General features: G+C 72.5%; 25 protein-coding genes and 1 tRNA gene. 14 read left to right on the top strand and 12 right to left on the bottom strand.

Annotated elements, in window-relative coordinates:
- Window positions 1-16: 16 nt before the first annotated feature.
- A complete protein-coding gene (locus ACZ573_RS27440; protein WP_471308748.1) occupies window positions 17-1,066 on the bottom strand; it encodes an LLM class F420-dependent oxidoreductase in 1,050 nt (349 codons plus the stop codon).
- A gap of 100 nt (window positions 1,067-1,166) precedes the next feature.
- Here ACZ573_RS27440 and ACZ573_RS27435 point away from each other — a divergent pair, with 100 nt between their 5' ends.
- On the top strand, window positions 1,167-2,150 hold the full coding sequence (locus tag ACZ573_RS27435) for an aldo/keto reductase (RefSeq protein ID WP_471308745.1): 984 nt from the start codon (window positions 1,167-1,169) through the stop codon (window positions 2,148-2,150).
- On the top strand, window positions 2,147-4,399 hold the full coding sequence (locus ACZ573_RS27430; RefSeq protein WP_471308743.1) for a hypothetical protein: 2,253 nt from the start codon (window positions 2,147-2,149) through the stop codon (window positions 4,397-4,399). Before ACZ573_RS27435 ends, ACZ573_RS27430 begins: the two co-directional genes overlap by 4 nt.
- 74 nt (window positions 4,400-4,473) lie before the next feature.
- Here ACZ573_RS27430 and ACZ573_RS27425 read toward each other — a convergent pair whose 3' ends face one another.
- Window positions 4,474-5,124, bottom strand: a complete 651-nt coding sequence (locus tag ACZ573_RS27425) for a hypothetical protein (RefSeq protein ID WP_471308741.1) — start codon at window positions 5,122-5,124, stop codon at window positions 4,474-4,476.
- Between the two features lie 47 nt (window positions 5,125-5,171).
- Between ACZ573_RS27425 and ACZ573_RS27420 the strand changes: the two genes are divergently transcribed.
- Window positions 5,172-5,360, top strand: a complete 189-nt coding sequence (locus ACZ573_RS27420) for a DUF5703 family protein (protein ID WP_030009118.1) — start codon at window positions 5,172-5,174, stop codon at window positions 5,358-5,360.
- A gap of 39 nt (window positions 5,361-5,399) precedes the next feature.
- Here the strand turns inward: ACZ573_RS27420 and ACZ573_RS27415 are convergent, their stop codons facing one another.
- The 3 genes from ACZ573_RS27415 to ACZ573_RS27405 form a co-directional block, all read right to left on the bottom strand.
- Entirely contained in the window at window positions 5,400-6,218 is an 819-nt protein-coding gene (locus ACZ573_RS27415) for a chaplin (RefSeq protein ID WP_471308738.1), read from the bottom strand.
- Window positions 6,219-6,378: 160 nt separating this feature from the next.
- Window positions 6,379-6,612 carry a chaplin gene (locus ACZ573_RS27410; RefSeq protein ID WP_301372169.1) on the bottom strand — a complete coding sequence of 78 codons (234 nt, stop codon included), beginning with the start codon at window positions 6,610-6,612 and terminating at the stop codon, window positions 6,379-6,381.
- Window positions 6,613-6,742: 130 nt separating this feature from the next.
- The gene (locus tag ACZ573_RS27405; RefSeq protein WP_266598360.1) at window positions 6,743-8,068 is read right to left on the bottom strand and encodes a M20/M25/M40 family metallo-hydrolase; all 1,326 of its coding nucleotides are present in this window, start codon (window positions 8,066-8,068) and stop codon (window positions 6,743-6,745) included.
- 165 nt (window positions 8,069-8,233) lie between these two features.
- On the opposite strand from ACZ573_RS27405, the gene ACZ573_RS27400 reads away from it, so the two are divergent.
- Window positions 8,234-8,321: transfer RNA gene (locus tag ACZ573_RS27400), tRNA-Leu, on the top strand.
- A gap of 117 nt (window positions 8,322-8,438) precedes the next feature.
- Here the strand turns inward: ACZ573_RS27400 and sigJ are convergent.
- Window positions 8,439-9,368: an RNA polymerase sigma factor SigJ gene (sigJ, locus tag ACZ573_RS27395; protein WP_471308732.1), complete on the bottom strand. Its 930-nt coding sequence runs from the start codon at window positions 9,366-9,368 to the stop codon at window positions 8,439-8,441.
- 122 nt (window positions 9,369-9,490) lie between these two features.
- Here sigJ and ACZ573_RS27390 point away from each other — a divergent pair, with 122 nt between their 5' ends.
- Window positions 9,491-9,874: a hypothetical protein gene (locus ACZ573_RS27390; protein WP_471308727.1), complete on the top strand. Its 384-nt coding sequence runs from the start codon at window positions 9,491-9,493 to the stop codon at window positions 9,872-9,874.
- Window positions 9,875-9,979: 105 nt separating this feature from the next.
- On the top strand, window positions 9,980-11,749 hold the full coding sequence (locus tag ACZ573_RS27385; protein ID WP_471308724.1) for a SpoIIE family protein phosphatase: 1,770 nt from the start codon (window positions 9,980-9,982) through the stop codon (window positions 11,747-11,749).
- Here the strand turns inward: ACZ573_RS27385 and ACZ573_RS27380 are convergent.
- From ACZ573_RS27380 to ACZ573_RS27360, 5 genes are all read right to left on the bottom strand, one after another.
- Entirely contained in the window at window positions 11,746-12,108 is a 363-nt protein-coding gene (locus tag ACZ573_RS27380) for a hypothetical protein (RefSeq protein WP_471308721.1), read from the bottom strand. The genes ACZ573_RS27385 and ACZ573_RS27380 overlap by 4 nt on opposite strands.
- 44 nt (window positions 12,109-12,152) lie before the next feature.
- Window positions 12,153-12,620 carry a hypothetical protein gene (locus ACZ573_RS27375; protein WP_471308718.1) on the bottom strand — a complete coding sequence of 156 codons (468 nt, stop codon included), beginning with the start codon at window positions 12,618-12,620 and terminating at the stop codon, window positions 12,153-12,155.
- A 140-nt stretch (window positions 12,621-12,760) separates the two neighbouring features.
- Window positions 12,761-14,200 carry an amino acid permease gene (locus ACZ573_RS27370; RefSeq protein ID WP_437184661.1) on the bottom strand — a complete coding sequence of 480 codons (1,440 nt, stop codon included), beginning with the start codon at window positions 14,198-14,200 and terminating at the stop codon, window positions 12,761-12,763.
- Between the two features lie 228 nt (window positions 14,201-14,428).
- The gene (locus ACZ573_RS27365; RefSeq protein WP_471308716.1) at window positions 14,429-16,000 is read right to left on the bottom strand and encodes an APC family permease; all 1,572 of its coding nucleotides are present in this window, start codon (window positions 15,998-16,000) and stop codon (window positions 14,429-14,431) included.
- 117 nt (window positions 16,001-16,117) lie between these two features.
- Window positions 16,118-17,065, bottom strand: a complete 948-nt coding sequence (locus ACZ573_RS27360; RefSeq protein ID WP_471308713.1) for a hypothetical protein — start codon at window positions 17,063-17,065, stop codon at window positions 16,118-16,120.
- Between the two features lie 265 nt (window positions 17,066-17,330).
- On the opposite strand from ACZ573_RS27360, the gene ACZ573_RS27355 reads away from it, so the two are divergent.
- Window positions 17,331-17,756 (top strand): ASCH domain-containing protein, encoded by a 426-nt coding sequence (locus ACZ573_RS27355; protein WP_471308709.1) that lies wholly within the window; start codon window positions 17,331-17,333, stop codon window positions 17,754-17,756.
- Between the two features lie 70 nt (window positions 17,757-17,826).
- On the opposite strand, the gene ACZ573_RS27350 is transcribed toward ACZ573_RS27355, so the two are convergent.
- Window positions 17,827-19,482, bottom strand: a complete 1,656-nt coding sequence (locus ACZ573_RS27350; protein WP_471308704.1) for an FAD-binding dehydrogenase — start codon at window positions 19,480-19,482, stop codon at window positions 17,827-17,829.
- 85 nt (window positions 19,483-19,567) lie between these two features.
- On the opposite strand from ACZ573_RS27350, the gene ACZ573_RS27345 reads away from it, so the two are divergent.
- The 7 genes from ACZ573_RS27345 (at window position 19,568) to ACZ573_RS27315 (ending at window position 24,780) form a co-directional block, all read left to right on the top strand.
- Complete coding sequence (locus tag ACZ573_RS27345; RefSeq protein WP_471308702.1) at window positions 19,568-20,089, top strand: NUDIX hydrolase; 522 nt, start codon at window positions 19,568-19,570, stop codon at window positions 20,087-20,089.
- A 9-nt stretch (window positions 20,090-20,098) separates the two neighbouring features.
- Complete coding sequence (locus ACZ573_RS27340) at window positions 20,099-20,497, top strand: YidH family protein (protein ID WP_471308700.1); 399 nt, start codon at window positions 20,099-20,101, stop codon at window positions 20,495-20,497.
- Window positions 20,494-20,811, top strand: a complete 318-nt coding sequence (locus tag ACZ573_RS27335) for a DUF202 domain-containing protein (RefSeq protein WP_471308697.1) — start codon at window positions 20,494-20,496, stop codon at window positions 20,809-20,811. The genes ACZ573_RS27340 and ACZ573_RS27335 overlap by 4 nt, the downstream gene beginning before the upstream one ends.
- A gap of 86 nt (window positions 20,812-20,897) precedes the next feature.
- Window positions 20,898-21,194, top strand: a complete 297-nt coding sequence (locus ACZ573_RS27330; RefSeq protein ID WP_471308694.1) for a hypothetical protein — start codon at window positions 20,898-20,900, stop codon at window positions 21,192-21,194.
- Window positions 21,195-21,376: 182 nt separating this feature from the next.
- Window positions 21,377-22,288, top strand: a complete 912-nt coding sequence (locus ACZ573_RS27325) for an MBL fold metallo-hydrolase (RefSeq protein WP_471308691.1) — start codon at window positions 21,377-21,379, stop codon at window positions 22,286-22,288.
- A gap of 177 nt (window positions 22,289-22,465) precedes the next feature.
- Window positions 22,466-23,524, top strand: a complete 1,059-nt coding sequence (locus tag ACZ573_RS27320; protein ID WP_471308688.1) for a phosphotransferase family protein — start codon at window positions 22,466-22,468, stop codon at window positions 23,522-23,524.
- An 11-nt stretch (window positions 23,525-23,535) separates the two neighbouring features.
- Window positions 23,536-24,780 (top strand): acyl-CoA dehydrogenase family protein, encoded by a 1,245-nt coding sequence (locus ACZ573_RS27315; protein ID WP_471308684.1) that lies wholly within the window; start codon window positions 23,536-23,538, stop codon window positions 24,778-24,780.
- The last annotated feature ends 152 nt before the right edge of the window (window positions 24,781-24,932 follow it).

Here is a 24,932-nt window from a genome sequence, read left to right as displayed (position 1 = left end):
GCGCCGACTTCCCGGATCAGGCGAGACCCGCCAGCTCCATCGCCTCGGTACCGGCGCGCAGGGCGGCGATCCGCTCGTCCAGGGTGAATCCGGCCGGGGCGAGCGTGAGGGTGGTGACCCCGGCCTCGGCGTAGGCGCGCATCCCGTCGGCGATCCGGGCGACCGGGCCGAGCAGGGTGGTCGAGTCGATCAGCTTGTGCGGGACGGCCTCGGCCGCGCCGTTCTTGTCGCCCGCCAGGTACTTGTCCTGGATCTCGGCGGCTTCCTTCTCGTAGCCCATGCGCTGGGCCAGCTGGTTGTAGAAGTTCTGCTTCCGGCTGCCCATGCCGCCCACGTACAGGGCGGTGTACGGGCGGAACATGTCCGCGAGCGCGTTCACGTCCTCGCCGAGGGCGAGCGGCACGGTCGGGCAGACGTCGAAGCCCTCCATGGTCAGCCCGGCCTTCTCGCGGCCCGCCCGGATGTGGGTGAGGGCGGTGGCCTCCAGGTGCTCGGCGGCCGGGAAGATCAGCAGGGCGCCGTCGGCGATCTCGCCGGTCTGCTCCAGGTTCTTCGGCCCGATGGCGGCGATGTAGAGCGGGATGTGCTCGCGCTCGGGGTGCACGGTCAGCTTGATCGGCTTGCCCGGGCCGTCCGGCAGCGGCAGCGTCCAGTGCTCGCCCTCGTAGCTGAGTCGCTCGCGGGACATGGCTTTGCGGACGATCTCCACGTACTCGCGGGTGCGGGCCAGCGGCTTGTCGAACTTGACGCCGTACCAGCCCTCGGAGACCTGCGGTCCGGAGACGCCGAGGCCGAGCCGGAAGCGGCCCTTGGTCAGCGAGTCGAGGGTGGCCGCGGTCATGGCGGTCATGGCGGGCTGGCGGGCCGGGATCTGCAGGATCGCCGAACCCACGTCGATGCGCTCGGTCTGGGCGGCCACCCAGGCGAGCACGGTCGGGGCGTCGGAGCCGTAGGCCTCGGCGGCCCAGCAGACGTCGTATCCCAGGCGGTCGGCCTCCTGGGCGACGGCGAGGTTGTCGGCGTCCATGCCCGCGCCCCAGTAACCAAGATTGATGCCGAGCCGCATGTGTCGTCCCCTTACCGGTTTACCGATCAGTAACGTTGGTGTGCGGGGACTGTAGCGCGCCAAGGTCCTCCGCGTCAGCGCCCCAGTAGTCTCAGCGCTCATGGAGCAGAGGCATCTCGGCCGCACCGGACTGCGCGTCTCCCGGATCGGCCTCGGCACCCTCACCTGGGGCCGCGACACCGGCGAGGAAGCCGCCGCCGAGCAGGTGAAGGCGTTCTGGGAGGCGGGCGGCACGCTCGTCGACACCGCCGACGTGTACGGCGGCGGTGAGGCGGAGTACCTCCTCGGGCAGCTGGTGGGCGGGCTCGTCCCGCGCCGGGACCTGGTGATCGCGACCAAGGCGGGCAGCGTGCCGGACCCCGACCGCAGGTTCGACGGCTCGCGCGGGTACCTGCTCGCCGCCCTCGACGCCTCCCTGGACCGGCTGGGTACCGACTACGTCGACCTGTGGCAGGTGCACGCCTTCGACCCCGCGACCCCGCTGGAGGAGACCCTGCAGGCGCTGGACCTGGCGGTGAGCAGCGGGCGGGCCCGGTACGCGGGGCTGGCGGGCTTCTGCGGCTGGCAGCTGGCTAAGGCGGCGACCTGGCAGCTCGCTGCCCCCGGGGTGCGCACCCGGATCGCCTCGACGCAGATGGAGTACTCCCTGCTCCAGCGGGGCGTGGAGCGGGAGGTGCTGCCGGCCGCGCTGGACCTCGGGATCGGCCTGCTGCCCTCCTCGCCGCTGGGCCGCGGGGTGCTGACGGGCAAGTACCGGGACGGCACCCCGGCCGACTCCCGGGGCGCCTCGCAGTCGCTGGCCGCGCTGGTGGACCCGTACCTCGACGAGGCGGCGGGGCGGATCGTGGACGCGGTGGTGACGGCGGCCCAGGGGCTGGCCGTGACCCCGCTCCAGGTGGCCCTGGCGTGGATCCGGGACCGGCCGGGGGTGGTGGCGCCGATCGTCGGTGCGCGGACGTCCGCGCAGCTCGGGGAGGCACTGTCGGTGGAGGCCCTTAGTCTTCCCGAGGAGATCTGCCGGGCGCTGGACGATGTTTCGGCTCCGGTGCACCGCTACCCCGATCAGGACTGGAGCACGCTGTGAGTACGGACCCTCAGGCCGATACCGCTGCCGCGGAGGACCCGGCCGCCCAGGAGGCCGAGCCGTCCGCAGTCGGCGAAGCGGAAGCGGCCCCGGAAGACGCGCACGAGCCCGGCTCCGCCGAAGCCGGTGAGGGGGGCCCGGGGGCGGAGCCCCCGGTTTCGGGAAGGGGCGGGGAGGGGGAGAGCCCCGCAGGGACCGAGGCCGACGCCGAAACCATCGCCGACGCCACCGAAGCCGCGGAACCCGCCGGGCCGGCCGCCGAGGCCCAGGCGACGCCCGCGCTCTCCGAGGCACAGGCCGAACTGGCCGCCCAGAAGATCGAGCGGGAGCGCATCGCCCGGCGCAAGGCCGAGCGGGAGGCGCCCGTCGAGGCCGGGGCGAAGCTCAGCGGGAAGGCCGCCGACCTGCTCGCCGCCGTACGGGCCGTGGAGAGCGGGGAGAAGCCCCCCGCCGTGTACTTCGACGAGGCCCCCGCCGCGCCCCGCAGGCCGGCCCCCGCCCCCGCCGCGCCGCGCCCGGCCGCCCCGGCGCCGGTGGCCGCGACGGCACCCTCCGCCGGCACCGTCGAGGGCGTACGGGCCGTACTGGCCCGCGGTGGCGCCCCCGAGGCCCTGGCCGCCCCCGCCGCGGCGGCCCTGGGCGAGGACGCCGCCGGGCAGCTCGCCGAGAACCCCTGGCGGCTGCTGTCGCTCACCGCCGTGCGTCCGGCCCAGGCGGACGGCTTCGCCCGGGCCCTGCTGGGCCCCGAGGCGGGTCCCGGGGACGAGCGCCGCACCACCGTCCTGGTGGGCTGGCTGCTGGCCCAGGCCGGGCTGAAGGGACACACCGCCCTGGAGGCCCCGGTGCTGGAGAAGGCACTGGCCCAGTACGGCGTACCGGATCCGGCCGAAGCGCTGGAACAGGCCATCGGCGAAGGCTCGGTGCTGGTATTCCACGAGCCCCTCGGGCCGCCGGCCGGCAAGGACGCCGAGGACACCGAGGACGCGGAGCAGCCCGTACGGGTGCTCGTGGGCCTGGAGGGCGCCGCCATGGCCGAGGAGAGCCTGGCCGACGGCCTGGCCCGGCTGGCCGCCGGCACCTTCGACGACGCGGCGGAGTGGGAGCGGGCCGCCGGGTCCGCACCGAGCCCCTCCGCGGCCGGGCTGATCCGCGCGGTGGCGGGCCACGGCCTGGTCACCCACACCGGCGGCGAGGCCGCCCGCGCCGAACCGGTCGCCCTGGCCGCCGCGGCCCGGGAGCTGGGCCTGCGGGTCTGCGTGGCCGCGCACGCCCCGGGCGGCGGCCCGGACCCGGTGACCGTGGCGGGGCTGCTGTCCGGGGCCGAGGGGCCCGGGCGGGACGCGGACGGGCAGCTCGCGCTGGACCTGCTGGTGGTGCTGGACGCGCCGCAGCTGGACGTGGAGACCGCGGCCGCGCTGGTGGAGTCCATCCCGGACGGGGCCCGGCTGGTGCTCTCCGGAGACCCCGGCGTGCTCGGGTCCGCCGGGGCCGGGCGGGTGTTCGCCGATGTGCTGGCGGCCCGTACCTGCCCGCAGCTGGTCTCCCGCACCCCCGACCCGGGCCCCCTCGGTGAGCTCGTCTCCGGGATCGGCATCGGGGAGCTGAACCAGGTCGACGCCCCCGGCAAGGAGGTCGTCATCGTCCCGGTGAAGGACGCCGGGGAAGCGGTGCACCGGGCCGTTCAGCTGGTGGCGGAATCCGTGCCGCGGGCCTTCGGGATCCCGGCGGACGGCGTGCAGGTGATCACCCCGGGCCATGGCGGCCCGGCGGGCACCCGGGCGCTGAACACCGCCCTGAAGGAGCGCCTGAACCCCGGTCCGGGCCGCTTCGGCGGCTTCGACCCCGGTGACCGGGTCGTCCACGTGCCGTCCGCCGGGCGGGCGCTGGCGGCCCGGGTGGTGTCGGCCGACGCCGAGGGCCTGCACCTGGACCGGGCGGGCGCGCGGATCGTCGTGCCGAAGGAGCTCGTCGAGTCCCAGGTGCGGCACGGCTGGGCGGTGACGGCACACCAGGCCGTGGGCACGCGCTGGCCGGCGGTGGTCGTCGTACTGCCGGGGGACGCGGCGCAGGCACTGTCGCGGGACTGGGTCTACACCGCCTTCGGGCGGGGCGAGCGGCACCTGTCCGTGGTGCACGGGGTCGACCAGGCGCTGCCGCACGCGGTGGCCGAGGTGCCGGCGAAGCCGCGTACGACGCGCCTGACCGGCCTGCTGACGGCCCTCGCGACGGCGGGCGCGCAGCCGGAGTGAAACCGGCCGTGGCCCCCGCCCGGAAGGGCGGGGGCCACGGGGTCCGGCTCGTGCGGGGCCGCGACCGGCCGGGGTCAGGCCGGGGTCAGCCCCGGCTCCGCGGCCTCGTCCTCGTCGAACTCGTCGGCCTCCTCGTCGAAGACGGAGCTGACGTCGAACCGGTGCAGCACGTCCTGCGGATCGATGTGCCCGAAGGGCGAGCCCAGCCACTCCCCCGGTTCCGCCACCTCCTCCGAGGCCGCGATCCAGAGCGTGGAGTCACCCTCCTCCAGCCCGAAGTCCTTGGAGCGGGAGGCGATCTCGTCGGGCTCGTACTCCCCGAAGAGGACGCCCAGCGCGTCGGCGCTGCCGCCGTCGCCCACGAATTCGGCGTCCCGGTCGTGCGCGGCGACCCGCTCGGCCTGGGCGATCAGCCGGGCCGGTTCGACCACGGCGTAGTCGCGGCGGATGAGCACGCTGAAGGCGGCGGGCTCGGCGGGCCCGGTGTACGGGACGCCGTCCTCGGGCGTGGGGATCTCGAAGGGGGTGACCTCGTCGTAACGGTCGTAGAGGAGTTCGTCGTACACCTCGGCCGCGGCGGCGAGTTCGTTGAACGCGGCGTAGACGTCCGGGTCCTCGTCCCCGATCCTGCGCTCGACCGCGGCGAGGTGGCGGTCGAGCGCGGCCTTGACCGCCTCGGCGGCGGCGCGTACCTCGGCAACAGTGGGCAGATCGGCATCAGACATAGAGGAGACGCTATCCGTAGCAGGGCTCTGCCCGCACAATAGATGCGATGCCGGAATACGAATTTGTCGACGTGTACGTGCCCCGCGGTGTTCCTCGCAAGGAGGCGACCCGCCTGTTGACCGATCATGCCGAGTACGGGAACTGGGAACTCGACCGGCTGAGCCTGTACCGGGACGGCAGCCGCCGTGTGCGACTGCGCCGCCGGATCATCCGTCAGGTCAGAGCGACCTGGTGACGCGGGCCCCGGGGGCGGGGCCCGCGCCATGACCATGCGTCAGGCGGCGTTGCGGGCCCGCCGGTAGAGCACGCTGCCGGCGAGGAGCAGGCCCCCCGCGAGCGGCAGCCCGGCGGTGAGGACGTCACCGGACCCGGTGGCGGCGAGACCGCCGGCCTGTCCCGGGTTGTTCCCGGTCCCCGGACCGGGGTGCGTGACCGGGGTGACGGAACCGCTGCCGGGCGTGGTCGGCGTACCCGGGGTGCCGGGCGTACCGGGTCCACCCGGGTTGCCGGGGGCGCCGGGGGTGCCCGGACCGCCGGGATGGCCCGGGGTGCCCGGACCACCGGGGTTACCGGGAGTGCCCGGACCGCCGGGGTTACCCGGTCCACCCGGATTGCCGGGGGTGCCCGGACCACCGGGATGGCCCGGGGTACCGGGGTTACCCGGGTTGCCGGGGCCGCCAGGGTTGCCGGGGTTACCCGGACCGCCCGGGTTACCGGGGTTACCCGGGCCACCGGGACCGCCCGGGTGGTCGTCGCACGGTTCGTCGTCGCCCGGGTGGCCGGGGTTGCCCGGGTGGTTCGGCTCGCCGGGCCGGCCGGGCTTCGGCGGCTTGGCGTGGCCCGGTCCGTTCACGCAGTGGTTCCCGAAGGCCGGGTTGAGAGCTCCCAACACGTCGATCGTGTTCCCGCAGACGTTCACCGGCGCGTCCACGGGCGCCTGCAGGTTGTTCCCGGACAGCAGGCCCGGAGAGTTAGCGGTGTGGCCCGAGGCGCTGGAGTCCGCGTGTGCGTAGCCCCCGCCCATCGCGAGGACACCCCCCGCGGCCGCCATGGTGATCAGGGTCTTCCTGGTGACCTGTGCCGGTCGTCGCATCTGTACTCGTCCCCTGGTGTGTACGTTTCGGCCGTCGTCCGACGGCTCGGCCCACCTGGCTCCCCTGCCTGGTACGCCGGAAGTGGGAAGAATCCGGGCCGGAAAGCCCGGTGGCCCCGGAGCGCTGGGATGCGCTCCGGGGCCGAAGACTTCAGACGCGTCAGGCGTTGACGCAGGTGTTGCCGAAGGCCGGGTTCAGCAGGCCGATCACGGAGACCGAGTTACCGCAGACGTTCACGGGGATGTGGACCGGAACCTGCAGCACGTTGCCGGACAGGACACCGGGCGAGCCGATGGCCGCACCCTGCGCACCCGCATCGGCGTGGGCCAGGCCCGCACCCGCGAGAACCAGGCCACCGGTGGCAGCCGCAGCGGCGACAACCTTCTTGATCATTGTTCCTCCTAGTAGGCAAATGCGGTCCCAGCCGCGGACCGCAACACCTGTAACGAGGAGGGATCACCGGGGCTACGAGCGTATGAGTGCATTCACTCTTCTCAGTGGAATGCGCACACCTTCTCGAATCTCAGGCGTTGTCGATGAATCGGTCGAGCACCCGCACGCCGAACTTCAGTCCGTCGACCGGCACCCGCTCGTCCACACCGTGGAACATCCCGGCGAAGTCCAGCTCCGGCGGCAGCTGCAGCGGCGCGAAGCCGAAGCAGCGGATGCCGAGGTCGTCGAAGGACTTGGCGTCCGTACCGCCCGAGAGCATGTACGGGACCGCCCGCGCGATCGGGTCCTCGGCCTTCAGGGCGCCCTGCATGGCATCCACCAGCCTGCCGTCGAAGTCCGTCTCCAGCGCCTTGTCGCCGTGCACGTCCTCCCGCTTCACGCGCGGGCCGAGGATCCGGTCCAGGTCGGCGAAGAACTCGTCCTCGTAGCCCGGCAGGAAGCGGCCGTCGACGTGGGCCGTCGCCTGGCCGGGGATGACGTTGACCTTGTAGCCGGCGCCGAGCATCGTCGGGGCGGCCGAGTTGCGCAGCGTCGCGCCGACCATCTTGGCGATGCCGCCGAGCTTGGCGAGCGTCGCGTCCATGTTGTCCGGGTCCAGGGGGGTCCCGAGCGCGTCCGAGAGCTCGTCCAGGAAGCTGCGCACCGTCTTGGTCACGCGGACCGGCCACTGGTGGCGGCCGAGCCTGCCCACGGCCTCGCACAGCTCCGTGATGGCGTTGTCGCTGTTGGTCATGGAGCCGTGGCCCGCGGTGCCCTCCACCGTGAGCCGCATCCAGTGCATGCCCTTCTGGGCGGTCTCCACGAGGTAGAGCCGCAGGTTCTCGTTGACCGTGAAGGAGAAGCCGCCGACCTCGCCGATGGCCTCGGTGACGCCCTCGAACAGGCCCGGGTGCTTGTCGACGAGGTGCCGGGCCCCGTAGATGCCGCCCGCCTCCTCGTCGGCGAGGAAGGCCAGCACGATGTCCCGCGGGGGCTTGCGCCCGCTGCGCATCCGGTCGCGTACGACGGCCAGCGTCATCGCGTCCATGTCCTTCATGTCGACGGCGCCGCGACCCCACAGGCAGCCGTCGGCGATCTCACCCGCGAACGGGTCGTAGGTCCAGTCGGCGGCGTTGGCCGGAACCACGTCGGTGTGCCCGTGGATCAGCAGCGCCGGCCGCGAGGGGTCCTCCCCCTCGATCCGCGCCACGGTCGAGGCGCGGCCCTTGTGCGATTCGAAGATCTGCGGCTCCAGCCCGACCTCGGCGAGCTTCTCGGCGACCCACTCCGCCGCCTTGCGCTCCCCGGGGCCCGAGTGGTCCCCGTAGTTGCTGGTGTCGATCCGGATGAGGTCCCGGCAGAGGTCGACCACCTCGTCCTCGCCGGAGACGGTCCTGCCCGTGCTCGACTCGCTCACGCTGCTTCCTCCCACTGATCAGTACCGGACCCCCATCCTCCCGCTCCCGGCCGTTCTCCCCAAGGGCGATCCCCGGCCGTCGGGGGGTGTGATCGAGGACCCCGGAATGTTTGGTAATGTTTTCCACGTCGGAACGGCCCGCGAGGGACGCGAGACAGACACCTTGTCCGGGTGGCGGAATGGCAGACGCGCTAGCTTGAGGTGCTAGTGCCCTTTATCGGGCGTGGGGGTTCAAGTCCCCCCTCGGACACCATGGTCAAACGACCTGGAAGAGCCGGTCAGAGCGACGCGAAGTCGCACTGACCGGCTCTTTCGTCGTCTTGCGGCGGGCGGCGCCCCCGGTGCGGCCGGTCACCGGGGGCGCGCCGGGTCAGCCCTGTCCGTCCTCCACCCAGGGGCGGAGCTTCTCCGGATTGCGGACCGCCCAGATGCGGGTCACGCGATCGCCGCCGAGCTCGAAGGCGGCCACGGTCACGGTGATCCCCCTGTACTGCGCGACCAGGCCGGGCCGGCCGTTGACCGAGCGTTCCAGGAGTTCCAGTCCGGGAGCCCTGTCGGCGATCTGGATCAGGTACTCGGCGATGCGCGCGCCGCCTTCGATCGGACGCAGGGCGGCGCCGACGAGTCCGCCGCCGTCGGCGATCATCGCGGCATCGGGGGCCAGCAGGCCGACGAGGGCCTTGATGTCCCTGGCCTCCCACGCCTCCTTGAAGTTCCGCACCAGCGGCGCCTGTCCGGCCGTCGGGGCCGTCGGCACCTGCGCGGCGCTCACCCGCCGGCGGGCCGACGTCGCCAGCTGCCGGCAGGCCGCCGGCGTCCGGCCGACGATCTCGGCTATCTCGGCGAAGGGGTAGCGGAAGACGTCGTGGAGGATGAAGGCGACGCGTTCGGCCGGGGTCATCGACTCCAGTACGACGAGGAAGGCCATGTTGACCGACTCGTCCAGGGTGACCCGGTCGGCCGGGTCGACCGGCCCGGCCCCGCCGCCCGGGAGGCCGCCGATCCACTCCGCGCGGTCGGGCAGCGGCTCGGGGACCCATTCACCGACGTAGCGCTCGCGGCGCGCCCGCGCCGAGCCGAGCAGGTCCAGGCAGATCCGGCCGGCGACCGTCGTCAGCCAGGCGCCGGGCGACTCGACGGCCTCCTGCTTCTGCCGCGGCATCGCGTACCAGCGCGCGTAGGCCTCCTGTACCGCGTCCTCGGCCTCGGACAGCGAACCGAGCAGCCGGTAGGCGAGGTTGGTGAGGCGTCCCCGCTCTCCGACGATCACGTCCAGGTGCGGATCGGACGACGTACCCATGATCACGACTGCTCCCCCTGGCCCGTCTCTCGGTGCCTCGCCTCACATTTCGCGGGCCCACGTCGTCGGACTACCGAGACCATATCGATCTACGCCGTGAGGCAGAAGAGGGGACCGTCACCATGGCCGCACTGACCACGGAGAAGCCGCGTACCTTCACTTTCCTGCAAGTCACCGTCGCCCTGCAGACCTTGGCCATCTTCTTCCAGGCGGCCACCGCCGGGGTGCTGCTGTCCTCGGCCCACGGCGAGCTGCTGCACGGCATCGGAGCGCGCGTGATGTACGGGGCGACGATGCTGTACGTGATCGCCGCGGTGCTGGCATGGCGGCCGGGCGGCGGGTCGCCCCGGCCCGTCCTGTACTCGTCGGGCTTCCTGGTCCTCGCCTCGGTGCAGGTGGTCCTGGGCATCGCGCGCGTGCCGTCGGTCCATGTCCCCCTGGGTGTCCTGATGTTTGCCCTGAGCCTGCTGGCGCTGAGCCGCAGACCGTCGGCCCACCGGTCCTGATCGGTGCAACAGGGCAGGTCAGAGCGACGCAATGCCGCTCTGACCTGCCCTTTTGCTATGTTGGGACCACATCGGAGGGGCAGACCGGCTGATGGAGGTCCCGTGATGTGGGCTGAGGGTGCCGGCCCGCGTCCGCTGTTCGGCGAGGACGCGGACGAGGTGGTCGCCGCCGCCCTGGCGGGTGCTCCGTCCGGTGTGGACCGGCTGGTGCGTGAGTACCGGCTGCTGCGGCAGGTGCTCGACGGGGCCCGGGCGGGGATCGCCCTGCTCGACACCGACCTGCGCTATCTGTACGTCAGCCCGCACATGGCCGTGATGAACGGCCTGCCCGCCGAGGCGCTGCTGGGGCGGACGCTGAACGAGGTGCTGCCGGACGTCGAGCGTCCTGACGAGGTGCTGCACGAGGTGCTGCGGGACGGGGAACCCAGGGAGCTGGTCCTGGAGGGCCGCACCCTGGCCGATTCCCCGTACGAGTCGCGGGTGTGGCGGGGGACCTACCACCGGCTGGAGGAGGACGGGCGGGTGCTGGGGCTGGCGGGGATCGGCCTGGAGGTCAGCGCCCCCAGGGAGCGGCAGCGGGAGCTGTCGCGCACCAACCGGCGCCTGCTCCTGCTGGACACCGCCGCGGTGCGGGTCGGCACCACCCTCGATCTGGACACCACCTGTCGTGAGCTCACCGAGTTCCTGGTGCCCGGGCTGGCCGACGCCGCGAGCGTGGAGCTCATCCCGCGGGAGGGGCCGGGCGGGGAGCTGCCCGACGGCGGGGCCCTGCGGCTGCGGCGGGTGGCGGTGGCCTCGGTACGGGAACTTTCGCCGCGGGTGCGGGCGCTCGGCGCGGCCGGGGAGTACGTGGACTATCAGCCCGGTTCGGCGGTCAGGCAGTGCCTGGAGAGCGGCGAACCGTGGCTGGGCAACTTCTCCTCCGACGAGGCCTTCAGCCGGGCGGCGCCGAGCGCGGACCGGGTCTCCGCGTACCGGGATGCGGGCATCCACTCGGGTGTCGTGGTCCCCCTGATCGCCCAGGACCGGCCGATCGGCACCCTCACCCTGGTGCGTGCCGGGGACTCGCCGGCCTTCGGCCGCGAGGACGTCGTCGTGGCCCGGACCCTGGCCGAACGGGCGGCCGCCAGCCTCGCCAAGGCGGAGCGGTTCGCCCGGGAGCAGGGAATGGCCCTCGAACTGCAGCAGGCGCTGCTGTCCGAGCCCACCTTCCCGCACGGCGATCTCGAAGTGGCCTCCCGCTACCTGCCCTCCGGCACGGGTGTCCTGGTGGGCGGGGACTGGTTCGACTGCCTGGCGCTGCCCGGCGGCCGGACCCTGCTGGTGATGGGCGATGTGATGGGCCACGGGGTCGAGGCGGCGGTCGCCATGAGCCACTACCGCTCCCTCGTCCGCGCGCTGGCCGCGTCCGGGCATCCGCCGGCGGAGATCCTGTGCGAGGCGGACCATGTGGTCTTCGCGGGCGGCCTGGACCGGGTGGCGACCTGCCTGCTCGTCCTGGTCGACCATGCGGCCGGGACCTGCGTCCACGCGAGCGCCGGGCACCTGCCCGCCATGGTCATCGGCCGCGGGCAGGGTCCGTTCCTGGCACCGGTCCCGGTGGGCCCGCCGCTGGGCACGGGCTACGGCCGGTACGAGGCCGCGTCCTTCGTCCTGCGGCCGGGCTGCGTCCTGATGATGTTCACCGACGGCCTGGTCGAGCGCCGGGGCGAGGACATCGACGCCTCGCTGCGACGGCTGACCGGCATCCCGCTGCTGGTGGACGGGGCCCTGAACGAGGTCATCGACACCGTGCTGGCGGCACTGCGGGTCACCGACGCGGAGGACGACGTGACGGTCCTGGCCGCCCGCACCACCGGACGGCCAGGACCCTAGGGGGCATCCGTCCGGTCGGTGCTCGGCGGATTGCGCGGCTCGGGGACGCGGGCGGGGTGGCCGTCCAGGAGCGCCGTACCGAGTTCGCTCGCGAGCAGCCGGTGCGTGCCGTGCCAGGTCGGGGCCTGCGCGGTGTGGCTGCGGCGCAGGGCGGCCCGGTCGAATGCCTGGAGGAGGGCGTACAGCAGGAAGCCGAAGACGAGGACGATCACGATGACGGCGTACACCGGGGCGTAGGCGAGGTCGAACATCGAGCGCCGCTCGTCGACTTCGCTGGCGTTGATACCGAAGAAGGCGAAGAGCAGGCCCAGGGTCGCCGTCACGGTCGTGACGAAGGTGACGGCGACGACGGTCCGCACCCGGCGCCGGTCCGCCGCCCTCTGCTCGGCGGACTCGACCGAGGTCAGCTCGGCGCCTGTGGCATTGCCGAGGCGCTGGAGGGTCTGGAGAGCGCCGCGTGGTAGGCCGCCGGCCTCGGGGACGGAATGAGGGTGGCGAGGTCTGCGGGGATCTCGACGCTGTATCCGAGCTCCAGCTCCAGTACGTACTGCCAGAAAGTGATCAGCCGGCCCTCGGCGGACAACGGTTGCGGGAACTCGTCACGGGGAGGCAGGCCCGGGAAGCCCTGTCCCACGAGCCATCGCGCTGTGGCGAGCTCCTTCTCCACCTTGGCGGAAAGGCTGTCGGACCGTGCGACGCGGTACACGAGGCCCTGAGCCGGACTGGCGAAGAGGGCGTTCTCCCCGAGTCTCAGCAGCTCCAGATCGTGGGGCTGTGGAGCGCCCGCCATGCGTACTGCCTCGAGCACCGCGCGGGCGGCGGAGGCTTCGGTGAACGCGCCCTGACCGGGGGGAAGTTCAGATCGACTCATATCCGGATCAGCTTCACCAGCCCGCGAAGGGGTGTCAAGGGCACACCGGGCGTCGTCGGACGAGGTGTGCGCGGGTGGCGCAAATGACGGGGCTCCCGCACCGGGCACCGGCGCGGGAGCCCCGTTGGGGGTGTGCGGGGTCAGCGGCGGGTGGTGGCGAGTTCGGCCACGCGGCCGCGGACCAGGTACCAGCCGCCGACCAGGGCGGCGCCGATGACCGGGACGAACAGGACCGTGGTGCGGCCGACACCGCCGTCGCACCACATCAGCACCAGCACGGCGAGCAGGAAGACCAGGGTGACGATCTGGGTGTACGGGGCCCAGGGCAGGCGGTACGAGGGGCGCTCCACGAGGCCCTCCCGGGAGCGGCGCCAGAAGAACAGCGAGCAGATCATGACCATCGCCCAGGTGCCGAGGATGCCCAGGGAGGCGAAGTTCAGGACGAGCTCGAAGGCGTCCTTCGGCATGAAGGCGTTGAGCCCGACGCCCGCGAGGCCGAACGCGGCGGTGAACAGGACGCCGCCGTAGGGGACCTTGCCCTTGTTCATGACGCCGGTGAACTTCGGTGCGGAGCCGGACAGGGACATCGAGCGCAGGATGCGGCCGGTGGAGTAGAGGCCGGAGTTCAGGCTGGAGAGGGCGGCCGTCAGGACGACGAGGTTCATGATGCCCGCGGCGCCGGGGACGCCGAGCTTGTCGAAGACGGTGACGAAGGGGCTCTGGTCGGAGCTGTACGCGGTGTAGGGCAGCAGGAGGGCGAGGAGCACGACCGAGCCGACGTAGAAGAGGCCCACGCGCCACATGATCGAGTTGATCGCCTTCGGCATGATCTTCTCGGGGTTCTCGGTCTCGCCGGCGGCGACTCCGCAGAGCTCGACGGAGGCGTACGCGAAGACGACGCCCTGGATCACCAGGAGCATCGGGAGGACGCCGGAGGGGAAGAGGCCGCCGTTGTCGGTGATGTTGGCGAGGCCCGGGGTGCTGCCGCCGATGTCGTGGCTGGTGGCGACGAGCCAGATGCCGACGATCAGGAAGACGACGAGCGCGGCGACCTTGACGAGCGAGAACCAGAACTCCATCTCGCCGAAGTACTTCACCGAGATCAGGTTGGCGGTGAGCACGATGGCGAGGGCGATGAAGGCGAGGACCCACTGGGGGACATCGGTGAACAGCGACCAGAAGTGGGCGTAGGTCGCGGCGGCCGTGATGTCGGCGACGGTGGTCGTGGACCAGTTGAGGAAGTACAGCCAGCCTGCCGTGTAGGCGCCCTTCTCCCCCATGAACTCACGGGCGTAGGAGACGAAGGCGCCGGAGGAGGGGCGGTAGAGGACGAGCTCGCCGAGCGCCCGGACGACGAAGAAGGCGAAGATTCCGCACACCGCGTAGGCGATCGCGAGGGAGGGGCCGGCGCCGGCGAGGCGGCCGCCCGCGCCGAGGAAGAGGCCGGTGCCTATGGCCCCGCCGATCGCGATCATGTTGATGTGGCGGGACTTGAGGTCCTTGCTGTAGCCCTCGTCGCCGGCGTCGACATGGCGGGTCGGCGCCGGGGCGGGTGCCTCGGTCAAGGTGCGGTCACTCAGGTCACTCATGTAGGACTTCGCCTTCGTGGGTGGGACAAGGCAGCCCCTGACCGCCGCGCAGGGGAGCTGGGTGGTGTCCCCTGTGCTGCGATCCGGGTGGTTTGGTCGCAACAGGAGACCATGAGGCTCCGCTCCCCTCCAAAAGCACCCCCCGCACGCCGAAGCCCCCGACGACCATGGAAACGGGTGTCGGGGGCTTCATGGATGCTGGAAAGCGAGGATGTGAGGTCAGTCGCCCGGGGTGCCCTCCGCCGCCTGGTCAAGGCGGAAGGCCTCGTTCCCGAGGCCGATACGGGCGTGCACCTCGGGGCGGCTGCGGCGCAGCACGGCTCCGTAGACCAGGCCGATCACGACGGCGGCGCCGATGATGCCGGGCAGCGCCCAGCTGAGCGCGGAACCCTTCTCGGCACCGACCAGGACGCCGAAGTCCTTGACGGTGTAGACGGCGATGGCGAGCAGGGCGAGGCCCGCGGTGCCGGCCGCGACGAGGCGCCAGACCTGGGCGCCGGCGGTGCCGCGGCGGACGAAGAAGGCGATGACGGCGAAGGAGGCGGCGGCCATGAGCAGGGTCACGCCGAGGGCGCCGACGCTGCCCATCCAGGTGAACAGGTGCAGGACGGGGGTGGTGGGGTCGGGCGGCTGCACGGCGAGGGCGGGATCGGCGGGGGCCTTGTCCTCGGTGAGCGCGAAGGCGATCACGACGAGGGCGGCGATGCCGGTCTGCAGCAGGGAGCCGGTGGCGGGGGCGCCGGTGCCGGCGTTGGTGCGGCCGAAGGTGGCCGGGAGCAGGCCCTCGCGGCCCATGGCGAAGGCGTAGCGGGCGACCACGTTGTGGAAGCTGAGCATGGCCGCGAACATGCCGGTCACGAAGAGGACGTGCAGGACGTCGGTGAAGGTGGTGCCGAGGCGGCTCTCGGTGAGCTGGAAGAGCAGGGTGGGGCCAGCCTCGGCGGAGGTCTTGACGACCTCGGAGGGGCCGGTGGCGACGGTGAGGGCCCAGGCGCTGACGGCGAAGAAGAGGGCGACGAAACCGACGGCGAGGAACATCACGCGGGAGACGACGATGTGCGGCTTGCTGGTCTCCTCGGCGTAGACCGGGGACTGCTCGAAGCCGACGAAGGCGGCGATGCAGAAGCAGAGCGCGGTGCCGAAGCCGGCTCCGCCCAGGGTCTCGGGGTTGAAGGCGTGGAGCGAGAGGCCTTCGGCGCCCGGCTTGCCGATGGCGGCGATGTCGAAGACGACGACGAGGAGGCACTCGACGAGGAGGAGGACCCCGAGGACCTTCGCGTTGAGGTCGATCTTGAGCCAGCCGAGCGCGCCGGTGACGGCGACGGCGAGCAGGGCCGGTATCCACCAGGCGAGTTCGGTGTCCAGGTAGGTGGCGAACAGGCCGGATATCTCGAAGCCGAGGATGCCGAAGACGCCGACCTGCATGGCGCTGTACGCGACGAGGGCGACGAGGGAGGCGCCCGCGCCGGCGGTGGGGCCGAGGCCTCGGGCGATGTACGCGTAGAAGGCGCCGGCGTTGTGGACGTGGCGGCTCATCTCGGCGTAGCCGACGCTGAAGAGCGCGAGGACGGCGCCGAGGATGACGAAGAGCAGGGGCTGGCCGACGATGCCCATGACTCCGAAGGTCGTGGGCATGACACCGGCGACGACCATCAGGGGCGCGCTGGCGGCGAGCACGGACAGGAGCAGTCCTGCGGTGCCGAGGCGGTCGGCGCGCAGGGCCCGGTCCTGGCCCTTGTACGTACGGATCTCGGCCGGGTCTTGGAGCGTGGAGGATCTGCCCGTCGGCATGGCGGCGTCCTTTCGGGGGCGTGGTGCTCGGGGGATGGGCACTCGGGGGGCGTCTTCGGGGCGTCCGCGGGCGGTGCGGTCGGGCGGCGCGATCGGGGGTGCGGTCAGGCGGTGCGGTCAGGCGGTGCCGAGTGCGACGCCCCGGGCGGCGAGGAAGGCCTTCTGCGGGTCCCGGTCCGGATAGGACCAGGGGGCGCGGGTGGCATGGCTGCCGATGCGGTGGAAGAGGGCGGCGGCCTCGGCGGGGCGGCCCTCGCAGAGTTTGGCGTGGGCGAGGAAGTTGAGGTCGACGCGGTTGCGGGGGTGGTCCTCGCGCTCCCACTCCAGCCACCAGTCGAAGGCGGAGCGCAGCACCTGGCGGGCGCGGCGGCCCGCCCAGTGGGCGGCGGCCGACTCGGGCGAGTGCCCGTGCATGGCGGCCAGCACCCGGTACCGCTCGGCGTGCGCGACGACGGGGAGCACGGCGAGCGGAGAGTCGGCCGGGGACTCCTCGGCGGCCCAGGACGCGAAGTCGTAGACCTCGTGGAGCGGGTCCTGGCCGGAGCCGAGGGTGCGTTCGGCCAGTCTGGCGACCATCAGGTGATGGGCGTGGTGGTGCTCGCGGTGGCGGGCCCGGACCTGGTCGAAGTGGCGGCTGAACTCCTCCTCGCTGCCGAAGGCGCGGGAGAGCAGGAGCAGCCCGAGCCAGGGCGTCGGGTCCGCCGGGTGCAGGGCGGCGGCCCGGCGGCAGGCTTCCTCGGCCGCGGCCGGGGTGCCCTTCTGGCGCAGGGCGGTGAAGACGGCGGCGCAGGCGAGCAGGGTGGCGGCGTCGGCGCTCTCCGGTTCGGCGAGCAGCCACTCACGGGCCCAGGCGGCGGCCGCCGGGGTCTGCGCGAGGACGACGACGCGGTGGCCGCGGCGGTCCCAGTCGTCGCCGGTACCGACGAGGAGGGAACGGGCCCGCGTCCACCGGCCTTGAGTGAACTGGGAGCGCACGTCGACGAGTTCGGCGTCACACAGGGCCGGGTCGAAGAGCTGGGCCTCCCGCTTGCGGGCGCGGCCGAGGGGCGGCGGAGGCGGGGACATCCGCGGGTTTCCCTCCAGGACGCGGGCGGACGAGGGGTGCGGTGGCCGGATACCCGCGCAAGGCGCACGCGAGGGCTTCGGCCGGGTGGGGCGGGGGATCGCGACGGTGAGCGCGCCGGTGATCACGCACAGCAAAGCGGTACGCCCAGCTCCGCGTCAAGGTCCGGTCCACTGCGTGGCGGGTTTCAACTGCTCCGACGGTGGTACGAGTTGAGGCGGACTGGCCGGATCTGTGGGTGTCCGCGCCGTCTCGTAGGGTGGCCGCATGACCACCTGCGACGATCTTCCCCCGTATCTGCTGGGGTTCCCCGGTCCGCTGCGCGACCAGCTGGTCGCGGCCGTACTGAGCGGAGCGAAGACCAGCGCCACCGGCCTGCTCGCGGAGTACGAGGCCGAGGACGAGCCGCTGCCGCGGCCGGGTGCCCGGTCCCTGCTGGTGGATTCCGCGGAGCGCGGGGTGGCGGTGGTGGAGGTGACCGCCGTGGAGGTGCTGCGGCTCGGGGACATCGGGCTGCCGCACGCGCTCGACGAGGGCGAGGGGTACACGTCGGTGGCCGAATGGCGTACGGCACACGAGGAGTTCTGGCACAGCGAGCCGGTGCGCGCAGTGATCGGTGACCCGGGGTTCACGGTCGACGACGACACCCTCGTCGTCGCGGAGCGGTTCCGGGTCACCGAACGGCTGGCCTGACGGCGAGCCTCGCCGCAGGGGACGTCAGGCCTCGCCGGCGGGGGACGTCAGGCGTCGCCGCAGGGGGACGTCAGCCGACGGCCCGGGCCGCGGCGCGGCCCGCCGCCCGGCCCGAGAAGATGCACCCGCCGAGGAAGGTGCCCTCCAGAGCCCGGTACCCGTGCACCCCGCCACCGCCGAATCCGGCCGCCTCGCCCGCCGCGTAGACGCCCGGCAGCGGTTCGCCGGACGCGGTCAGGACGCGTGAGGAGAGGTCGGTCTCCAGGCCGCCCAGGGACTTGCGGGTCAGGATCGACAGCCGCACCGCGATCAGCGGGCCGGCCTTGGGGTCCAGGATCCGGTGCGGGGCGGCCGTGCGGATCAGCTTGTCGCCGAGGTATCTGCGGGTGCCGTGGATGGCGGTGACCTGCAGGTCCTTGGTGAAGGGGTTGGCGATCTCCCGGTCGCGGGCCACGATCTCGCCCCGGACGGTGGCCTCGTCGAGGAGGTCCTCCTTGGTGACCGCGTTCATCCCGCGGACCAGTGCCGACAGGTCCCGCTCGACGACGAAGTCGGCGCCGTTGTCCATGAAGGCGCGGACCGGGGCGGGTACGGCCTGGCGCGCGCGGGTGAAGACGTCGCGGATCGACCTGCCGGTCAGGTCCGGGTTCTGCTCGGAGCCGGAGAGGGCGAACTCCTTGCCGATGATGCGCTCGTTGAGCACGAACCAGGTGTGGTCGTGGCCGGTCTTCATGATGTGGTCGAGCGTGCCGAGGGTGTCGAAGCCCGGGAAGAGCGGCACGGGCAGCCGCTTGCCCGTCGCGTCCAGCCACAGCGGGGAGGGGCCGGGCAGGATGCGGATGCCGTGCCGGGCCCAGATCGGGTCCCAGTTCTGGATGCCTTCCGTGTAGTGCCACATCCGGTCCTTGTTGATGTGGCTGGCGCCCGCCCGCTCCGCGATGCCGAGCATCAGACCGTCGACGTGCGCCGGAACCCCGGAGAGCATCCGCCGCGGCGGCGTGCCGAGCCGGGCGGGCCACTGCGCGCGGACGAGGTCGTGGTTGCCGCCGATGCCGCCGCTGGTGACGATCACGGCCTGGGCCCGCAGGGTGAAGGTGCCGGTGGCCTCGCGGCTGCTGGGGGTGCCGCGTACGGCGTCGGAGGGTTCCAGGATCTCGCCCGTCACGGTGTCCACCGCGCCGGCCGTGGCGGAGAGCCCGGTGACCCGGTGGCGGAACGCGAACCGGACCAGGCCGCGGGCCACACCGGCCCGCACCCGCCGCTCGAAGGGCTCCACCAGGCCGGGGCCGGTGCCCCAGGTGATGTGGAAGCGCGGTACGGAGTTCCCGTGCCCGTTGGCGTCGTAGCCGCCGCGCTCCGCCCAGCCGACCACCGGGAAGAAGCGGACGCCCTGGGCGTGCAGCCAGGAGCGCTTCTCGCCGGCCGCGAAGTCCACGTAGGCCTCGGCCCAGCGGCGCGGCCAGGCGTCCTCCTCGCGGTCGAAGCCGGCGGTGCCCAGCCAGTCCTGGAGGGCGAGCGCGTGGCTGTCCTTGATCCGCATCCGGCGCTGTTCGGGCGAGTCCACGAAGAACAGCCCGCCGAAGGACCAGTGCGCCTGGCCGCCGATCGACCGCTCCGGCTCCTGGTCGAGCAGGATGACCTTGCGGCCCGCGTCGACGAGCTCGGCGGTGGCCACGAGCCCCGCGAGCCCGGCTCCGATCACGATCACGTCTGCGTCGTACGTCATGCGGATACCCGTCCTCCGTCGGTGGTGGGGCAGATCCTTGGCTACGGAGCGGTAACCAGTCAACAGCGGTGATTGGATGACCTGTATGAGTGCCGCTGACGAAGTGCTGGACGTGGTGGACCGGGACGACCGGGTCGTCGGGCAGGCCCCGCGGGGCGAGGTGTACGCCCGGGGACTGCTCCACCGTTGTGTGTTCGTGCAGGCCAGGGACGCGGAGGGGCGGATCTTCGTACACCGGCGGACCGCTTCGAAGCTGGTCTTCCCCTCGCACTACGACATGTTCGTGGGCGGGGTGCTGGGCGCCGGCGAGAGCTACGCGCAGGCCGCGCTGCGTGAGGCCGAGGAGGAGCTGGGGGTGCGGGGGCTGGCGCAGCCGACGCCGCTGTTCAAGTTCCTGTACGAGGGTCCGGGCGGGGCCTGGTGGTCGTACGTGCACGAGGTGCGGTGCGAGCTGCCCGTGGCCCCCCAGGTCTCCGAGGTCGACTGGCACACGTACCTCACGCAGGAGGAGCTGGACCGGCGGGTGGACGGCGGGGGGTGGGCCTGGGTGCCGGACGGCCTGGAGGCGTACCGGCGGCTGCGCGCGCATCCGGAATCCCGCTTGTAGATTTATCGGGTGATCGACTTCGCCAAGGACGTGCGCCTCTGGTTCGCACCCTCGCGGCTGAGGGACGAGGGCGAGACCCCGGACTACCGCTTCTCGCTGGCCAACGAACGGACCTTCCTCGCCTGGATCCGGACCTCGCTGGCCCTGGTGGGCGGCGGCTTCGCCGTCGACCAGTTCCTGCCGGACCTGCGCTGGGGGGTGCGGGTCGGGATGGCCTTCACGCTGCTCGCGGTGGGCGCGGCGTGTGCGCTGCGGGCCGTGAACCACTGGGTGCGGTGCGAGCGGGCGATGCGGCGGGGCGAGGATCTGCCGCTGTCGCGCTTCCCGGTGCTGCTGAGCCTGGGCGTGGGGCTGGTGGCGGTGACGATGGTGGTGGTCGTGCTGCTGGGCTGGACGACCGGGCGGTGAGCGCCTCGGGCACGGACCGCGATGCCGGGCTGCAGCCCGAGCGGACCCGGCTCGCGTGGCGGCGTACGACGCTGGCCTGCTCGGTGGTGGCGGTCCTGGCGCTGCGGCAGGCGTTGCGCGGGACGGGCGCGCCGGTGGAGCTGGCCGGGGCGGCGGCCATCGCGCTGATCTGGCTGGCGTTCCTGTGGGTGGCCCACCGGCGGATCCGGACGCTGGCGGCCGGCCGGCCGCGGGAGCTGGCGCCGCAGGCGGCCCTGGCGGTGGTGGCGTGCACGGTGGCACTGGCGGTCTTCGCGATGACGGTGATCCTCTGAGCCGCCCGCCGGTGTGATGATCGCGCTTCGCCGCGCCATTGCGACACAACGGGCGATATCCGGCAATCCGCACTAACCTCGGCGCCATGACGACCCTGCACCACGAGCACCCCACGCACCAGCACACCCACGGTACGGACTGCGGGCACCAGGCGGTCGCGCACGGCGACCACGTCGACTACGCGCACGACGGCCATCTGCACCGGGAGCACTCGGGGCACTGGGACGAATGCGAGCCCAGCGGGCACACCACGCACGACGGCCACGCGCACGCGCACGGCACGGACTGCGGGCACGAGACGGTCCGGCACGGCGATCACGTGGACTACCTGCACGACGGGCACCGGCACGCGGAGCACGACGGACACTACGACGACCACTGACCCGACGACCGGCCCGACCACAGATCTGACTGCTGATCTGACCGCTGACCGGATCACCGGCCGGATCGCCGGCCGGGCCACCGGCCGAAGGTTCCGGTCAGGAGCGGTACCCGCCCTCCCCCGGCGCGGCAACGGCTGGCAGGATGCCGACCGTTCGCCGAAGCGACCCGGGGAGAGCGCACATGTCCGTCGAAGAGCCTTACCTCGTCCAGCCCGCACCGGGGGTGTACGCCTACGTCCAGCCGGACGGCGGCTGGTGCCTCAACAACGCCGGATTCGTGACCGACGGGAGCCGGACCCTTCTCGTGGACACGGCCGCCACCGAGCGCCGGGCCCTGGCCCTGCGCGCCGCGATCGTGGCGGCCGGGGCACCGCTCCCCCGCACCGTGGTCAACACCCACCACCACGGCGACCACACGTACGGAAACGGCGTCTTCGCCCCCGAGGCCCTGATCCTCGGACACGACAACGCACGGTCCGAGCAGCTCGCGGCCGGGCACCAGCTGGAGCTGATCTGGCCCGCCACGGACTTCGGCGCGATCGACATCGTCCCGCCCGACCTCACCTACAGCGACCGGGCGACCCTGCACGTCGGCGGGACGGAGGTGCGGGTCATCCATCCGGGTGTCGCACACACCACCGGGGACTCGGTCGTGTGGCTGCCCGGGCAGCGGGTGGTGTTCACCGGCGACCTGGTCTTCGCCGGGGGGACCCCGTTCCTGGCGATGGGCTCCCTCGCCGGCTCGCTGCGGGCGCTGGAGCTGCTGCGCTCGCTGGACGCGGAGACCGTCGTACCGGGCCACGGACCCCTGACCGACCCCTCGGCGTACGACTCCACCGAGCGCTACCTGCGGTACGTGGCCGAGCTCGCCCGGGAGGGGCGGGTGAAGGGGCTGTCCCCGCTGGAGGTGGCCCAGCAGGCCGACCTCGGCGAGTTCGGCTCCTGGCGGGAGAGCGAGCGGCTGGTGGCGAACGTGCACCGGGCGTACGCGGAGCTGGCCGGTCGGCCGGAGGGCGCGCCGCTGGACATCCTGGCGGTCCTGACGGACATGACCGTGATGAACGGCGGAACACCGATCCTCTGCCACGCCTGACGTCGCCGGAGACCCCAGGAGACCACCGGATCCCACCGGATCTCACCGGGCGGAGAGTTTTCTTTCCGCCCGGCCTCTGGACGACATACCGACTGGTCGGCATGATGGCTCGCGACGGTGCTCCGACGCACCGTCGCCCTTCCCCTCGTCCCGTCGAATCGCACGGAGGTGCGCACCATGACCTCAGCCCCGGACGACCCGCGCGGCCTGGATCTGGAACGGCTGCGCGGTCATCTCGACCGGGCCCGGCCGGGACTCGTGTCCGGGGCGCTGCGCGGCCGGCTCATCGAGGGCGGCCGGTCGAATCTCACCTACGAGATCACCGACGGGACCGCCCGCTGGGTGGTCCGCCGGCCGCCGCTGGGCCACGTCCTGGCCACCGCGCACGACATGCGGCGCGAGCACCGGGTCATCGAGGCGCTGCACGGCACGGCCGTGCCGGTGCCCGAGCCGCTGCTCCTGTGCGAGGACGAGGCCGTGCTCGGGGCGCCGTTCTACGTCATGGAGTTCGTGGACGGGGTGCCGTACCGGACGGCCGGGCAGCTCGCCGCGATCGGCCCGGAGCGGACCCGGCGGGCGGTGCTGGGACTGGTGGACACCCTGGTCGACCTGCACGCGGTGGACCCGGAAGCGGTGGGCCTCGGCGACTTCGGGCGGCCCGAGGGCTTCCTGGACCGGCAGCTGCGCCGCTGGGGCAAGCAGCTCGCGGCCTCCCGGGGCCGGGAGCTCGCCGGGATCGACGAGCTGCACGGCGCGCTCGGCCGGGCGCTGCCCGACTCCCCCGCCCCGACCGTGGTGCACGGGGACTTCCGGCTCGACAACGTCCTGATCGGCGGATCCCCGTCCGGCACCGACACCATCCGGGCCGTGCTGGACTGGGAGATGTCCACGCTCGGGGATCCGCTGACCGACCTCGGGCTGCTGGTGATGTACAGCTCGGACCTGGGCCTGACCGGATCGCCGGTGAGTACGACGAGCGGGGCGCCGGGCCATCCGACGCCGGCCGAGCTCGTCGAGCGGTACGCCGCCCGCTCGGGCCGGGACACCGGGGCCATCGCCTGGTACACGGCCTTCGCGTGGTTCAAGCTCGCCGTGATCCTCGAGGGCATCCACTACCGCTACACGCTGGGGCAGACCGTCGGGGCGGGCTTCGACCGGATCGGCGAGCTGGTCCCGGTCTTCATCGAGCACGGACTGACCACTCTCCAGGACCGCCAGGACCGCCAGGAAGGCTGAGGCACTCACCCATGGATTTCGCATTCGACACCCGGACCGAGGAACTCCGCGAGCGGCTGCTCGCGTTCATGGAGGAGTACGTCTACCCGGCGGAGCCCGTCGCCGCCGAGCAGCGCGCACGGCTGGCCTCGCCCTGGGACACCCCGGCCGTCTTCGGTGAACTGAAGGCCGAGGCGCGCCGACAGGGCCTGTGGAACCTCTTCTTCGTAGACCAGCACAGCCTGCCGGACGCGGAGCACGGCGCGGGGCTGACCAACCTCCAGTACGCGCCGCTCGCCGAGATCACCGGCCGCAGCCCGCACCTGGCGCCGATGGCCACCAACTGCGCGGCCCCGGACACCGGGAACATGGAGCTGCTCGCCCAGTTCGGCAACGAGGAGCAGAAGAAGCGCTGGCTGGAGCCCCTGCTGGCCGGCGAGATCCGCTCCGCCTTCGCGATGACCGAGCCCGAGGTGGCCTCCTCGGACGCGACGAACATCGAGACCCGCATCGAGCGCGACGGTGACGAGTACGTGGTCACCGGCCGCAAGTGGTTCATCTCCGGGGCGATGAACCCGGACTGCGAGATCTTCATCGTGATGGGCAAGACCGACCCGGAAGGCGCCGATCCGCGCCGCCAGCAGTCGATGGTCCTGGTGCCGCGCGACACCCCGGGGGTCGAGGTGCACCGGGCCATGAAGGTGTACGGGTACGAGGACCACGACCACGGCGGCCACGCCGAGGTGGTCTTCGACGGGGCCCGGGTCCCGGCGGCGAACCTGATCGGCGAGGAGGGCTCCGGCTTCGCCATCGCCCAGGCCCGGCTCGGCCCGGGCCGCATCCACCACTGCATGCGGCTGATCGGGATGGCGGAGCGGGCCATCGAGCTGATGTGCCGGCGCGCGGTGGAACGTACCGCGTTCGGCAAGCCGCTGGCCGCCCAGGGCGTCGTGCAGAACTGGATCGCCGACGCCCGGGTGACGGTGGAGCAGCTGCGGCTGCTGGTGCTGAAGACGGCCTGGCTGATGGACACGGTCGGCAACCGGGGCGCGCACACCGAGATCCAGGCCATCAAGATCGCGACCCCGCGGGCGGTGGTGCGGATCCTGGACGACGCGGTGCAGCTGCACGGCGCGGGCGGGGTGAGCCAGGACTTCCCGCTGGCCGAACTGTGGGCGGCGGCGCGGACCCTGCGGCTGGCCGACGGGCCGGACGAGGTGCACCAGCGGTCTTTGGCGAGGCGGGAGTTGAAGCGGTACGCGGCCGGCCGCTCGTGAACGTGTGGGAATCGTGCGGGAGTTCATATGAACTCGTGTGCGAGGTGAAGGCGGTGCGGGGGACCCTTTAAGAAACCTTGTTGAACAACCCCGTAACCCCAAAGCGTTCTTGATTTGCGCCTGTCAATCGGAACAGGGTTCTCCAGAAGGTC

It is taken from the genome of Streptomyces sp. NPDC040545, assembly GCF_055595065.1.
The sequence above is the reverse complement of the archived record's forward strand: the minus strand, read 5'-3'. Positions and strand labels throughout refer to the sequence as shown.

What these genes read in the sequence shown, in the direction of transcription:
- ACZ573_RS27345 (WP_471308702.1), top strand. Translation starts at nt 19,568, where the DNA reads ATGAGTGCCGCTGACGAAGTGCTGGACGTGGTGGACCGGGACGACCGG.
- ACZ573_RS27440 (WP_471308748.1), bottom strand. Translation starts at nt 1,066, where the DNA reads ATGCGGCTCGGCATCAATCTTGGTTACTGGGGCGCGGGCATGGACGCC.
- ACZ573_RS27330 (WP_471308694.1), top strand. Translation starts at nt 20,898, where the DNA reads ATGACGACCCTGCACCACGAGCACCCCACGCACCAGCACACCCACGGT.
- ACZ573_RS27410 (WP_301372169.1), bottom strand. Translation starts at nt 6,612, where the DNA reads ATGATCAAGAAGGTTGTCGCCGCTGCGGCTGCCACCGGTGGCCTGGTT.
- ACZ573_RS27425 (WP_471308741.1), bottom strand. Translation starts at nt 5,124, where the DNA reads ATGTCTGATGCCGATCTGCCCACTGTTGCCGAGGTACGCGCCGCCGCC.
- ACZ573_RS27375 (WP_471308718.1), bottom strand. Translation starts at nt 12,620, where the DNA reads ATGAGTCGATCTGAACTTCCCCCCGGTCAGGGCGCGTTCACCGAAGCC.
- ACZ573_RS27390 (WP_471308727.1), top strand. Translation starts at nt 9,491, where the DNA reads ATGGCCGCACTGACCACGGAGAAGCCGCGTACCTTCACTTTCCTGCAA.
- ACZ573_RS27365 (WP_471308716.1), bottom strand. Translation starts at nt 16,000, where the DNA reads ATGCCGACGGGCAGATCCTCCACGCTCCAAGACCCGGCCGAGATCCGT.
- ACZ573_RS27315 (WP_471308684.1), top strand. Translation starts at nt 23,536, where the DNA reads ATGGATTTCGCATTCGACACCCGGACCGAGGAACTCCGCGAGCGGCTG.
- ACZ573_RS27360 (WP_471308713.1), bottom strand. Translation starts at nt 17,065, where the DNA reads ATGTCCCCGCCTCCGCCGCCCCTCGGCCGCGCCCGCAAGCGGGAGGCC.
- ACZ573_RS27435 (WP_471308745.1), top strand. Translation starts at nt 1,167, where the DNA reads ATGGAGCAGAGGCATCTCGGCCGCACCGGACTGCGCGTCTCCCGGATC.
- ACZ573_RS27385 (WP_471308724.1), top strand. Translation starts at nt 9,980, where the DNA reads ATGTGGGCTGAGGGTGCCGGCCCGCGTCCGCTGTTCGGCGAGGACGCG.
- sigJ (WP_471308732.1), bottom strand. Translation starts at nt 9,368, where the DNA reads ATGGGTACGTCGTCCGATCCGCACCTGGACGTGATCGTCGGAGAGCGG.
- ACZ573_RS27325 (WP_471308691.1), top strand. Translation starts at nt 21,377, where the DNA reads ATGTCCGTCGAAGAGCCTTACCTCGTCCAGCCCGCACCGGGGGTGTAC.
- ACZ573_RS27420 (WP_030009118.1), top strand. Translation starts at nt 5,172, where the DNA reads ATGCCGGAATACGAATTTGTCGACGTGTACGTGCCCCGCGGTGTTCCT.
- ACZ573_RS27350 (WP_471308704.1), bottom strand. Translation starts at nt 19,482, where the DNA reads ATGACGTACGACGCAGACGTGATCGTGATCGGAGCCGGGCTCGCGGGG.
- ACZ573_RS27320 (WP_471308688.1), top strand. Translation starts at nt 22,466, where the DNA reads ATGACCTCAGCCCCGGACGACCCGCGCGGCCTGGATCTGGAACGGCTG.
- ACZ573_RS27355 (WP_471308709.1), top strand. Translation starts at nt 17,331, where the DNA reads ATGACCACCTGCGACGATCTTCCCCCGTATCTGCTGGGGTTCCCCGGT.
- ACZ573_RS27415 (WP_471308738.1), bottom strand. Translation starts at nt 6,218, where the DNA reads ATGCGACGACCGGCACAGGTCACCAGGAAGACCCTGATCACCATGGCG.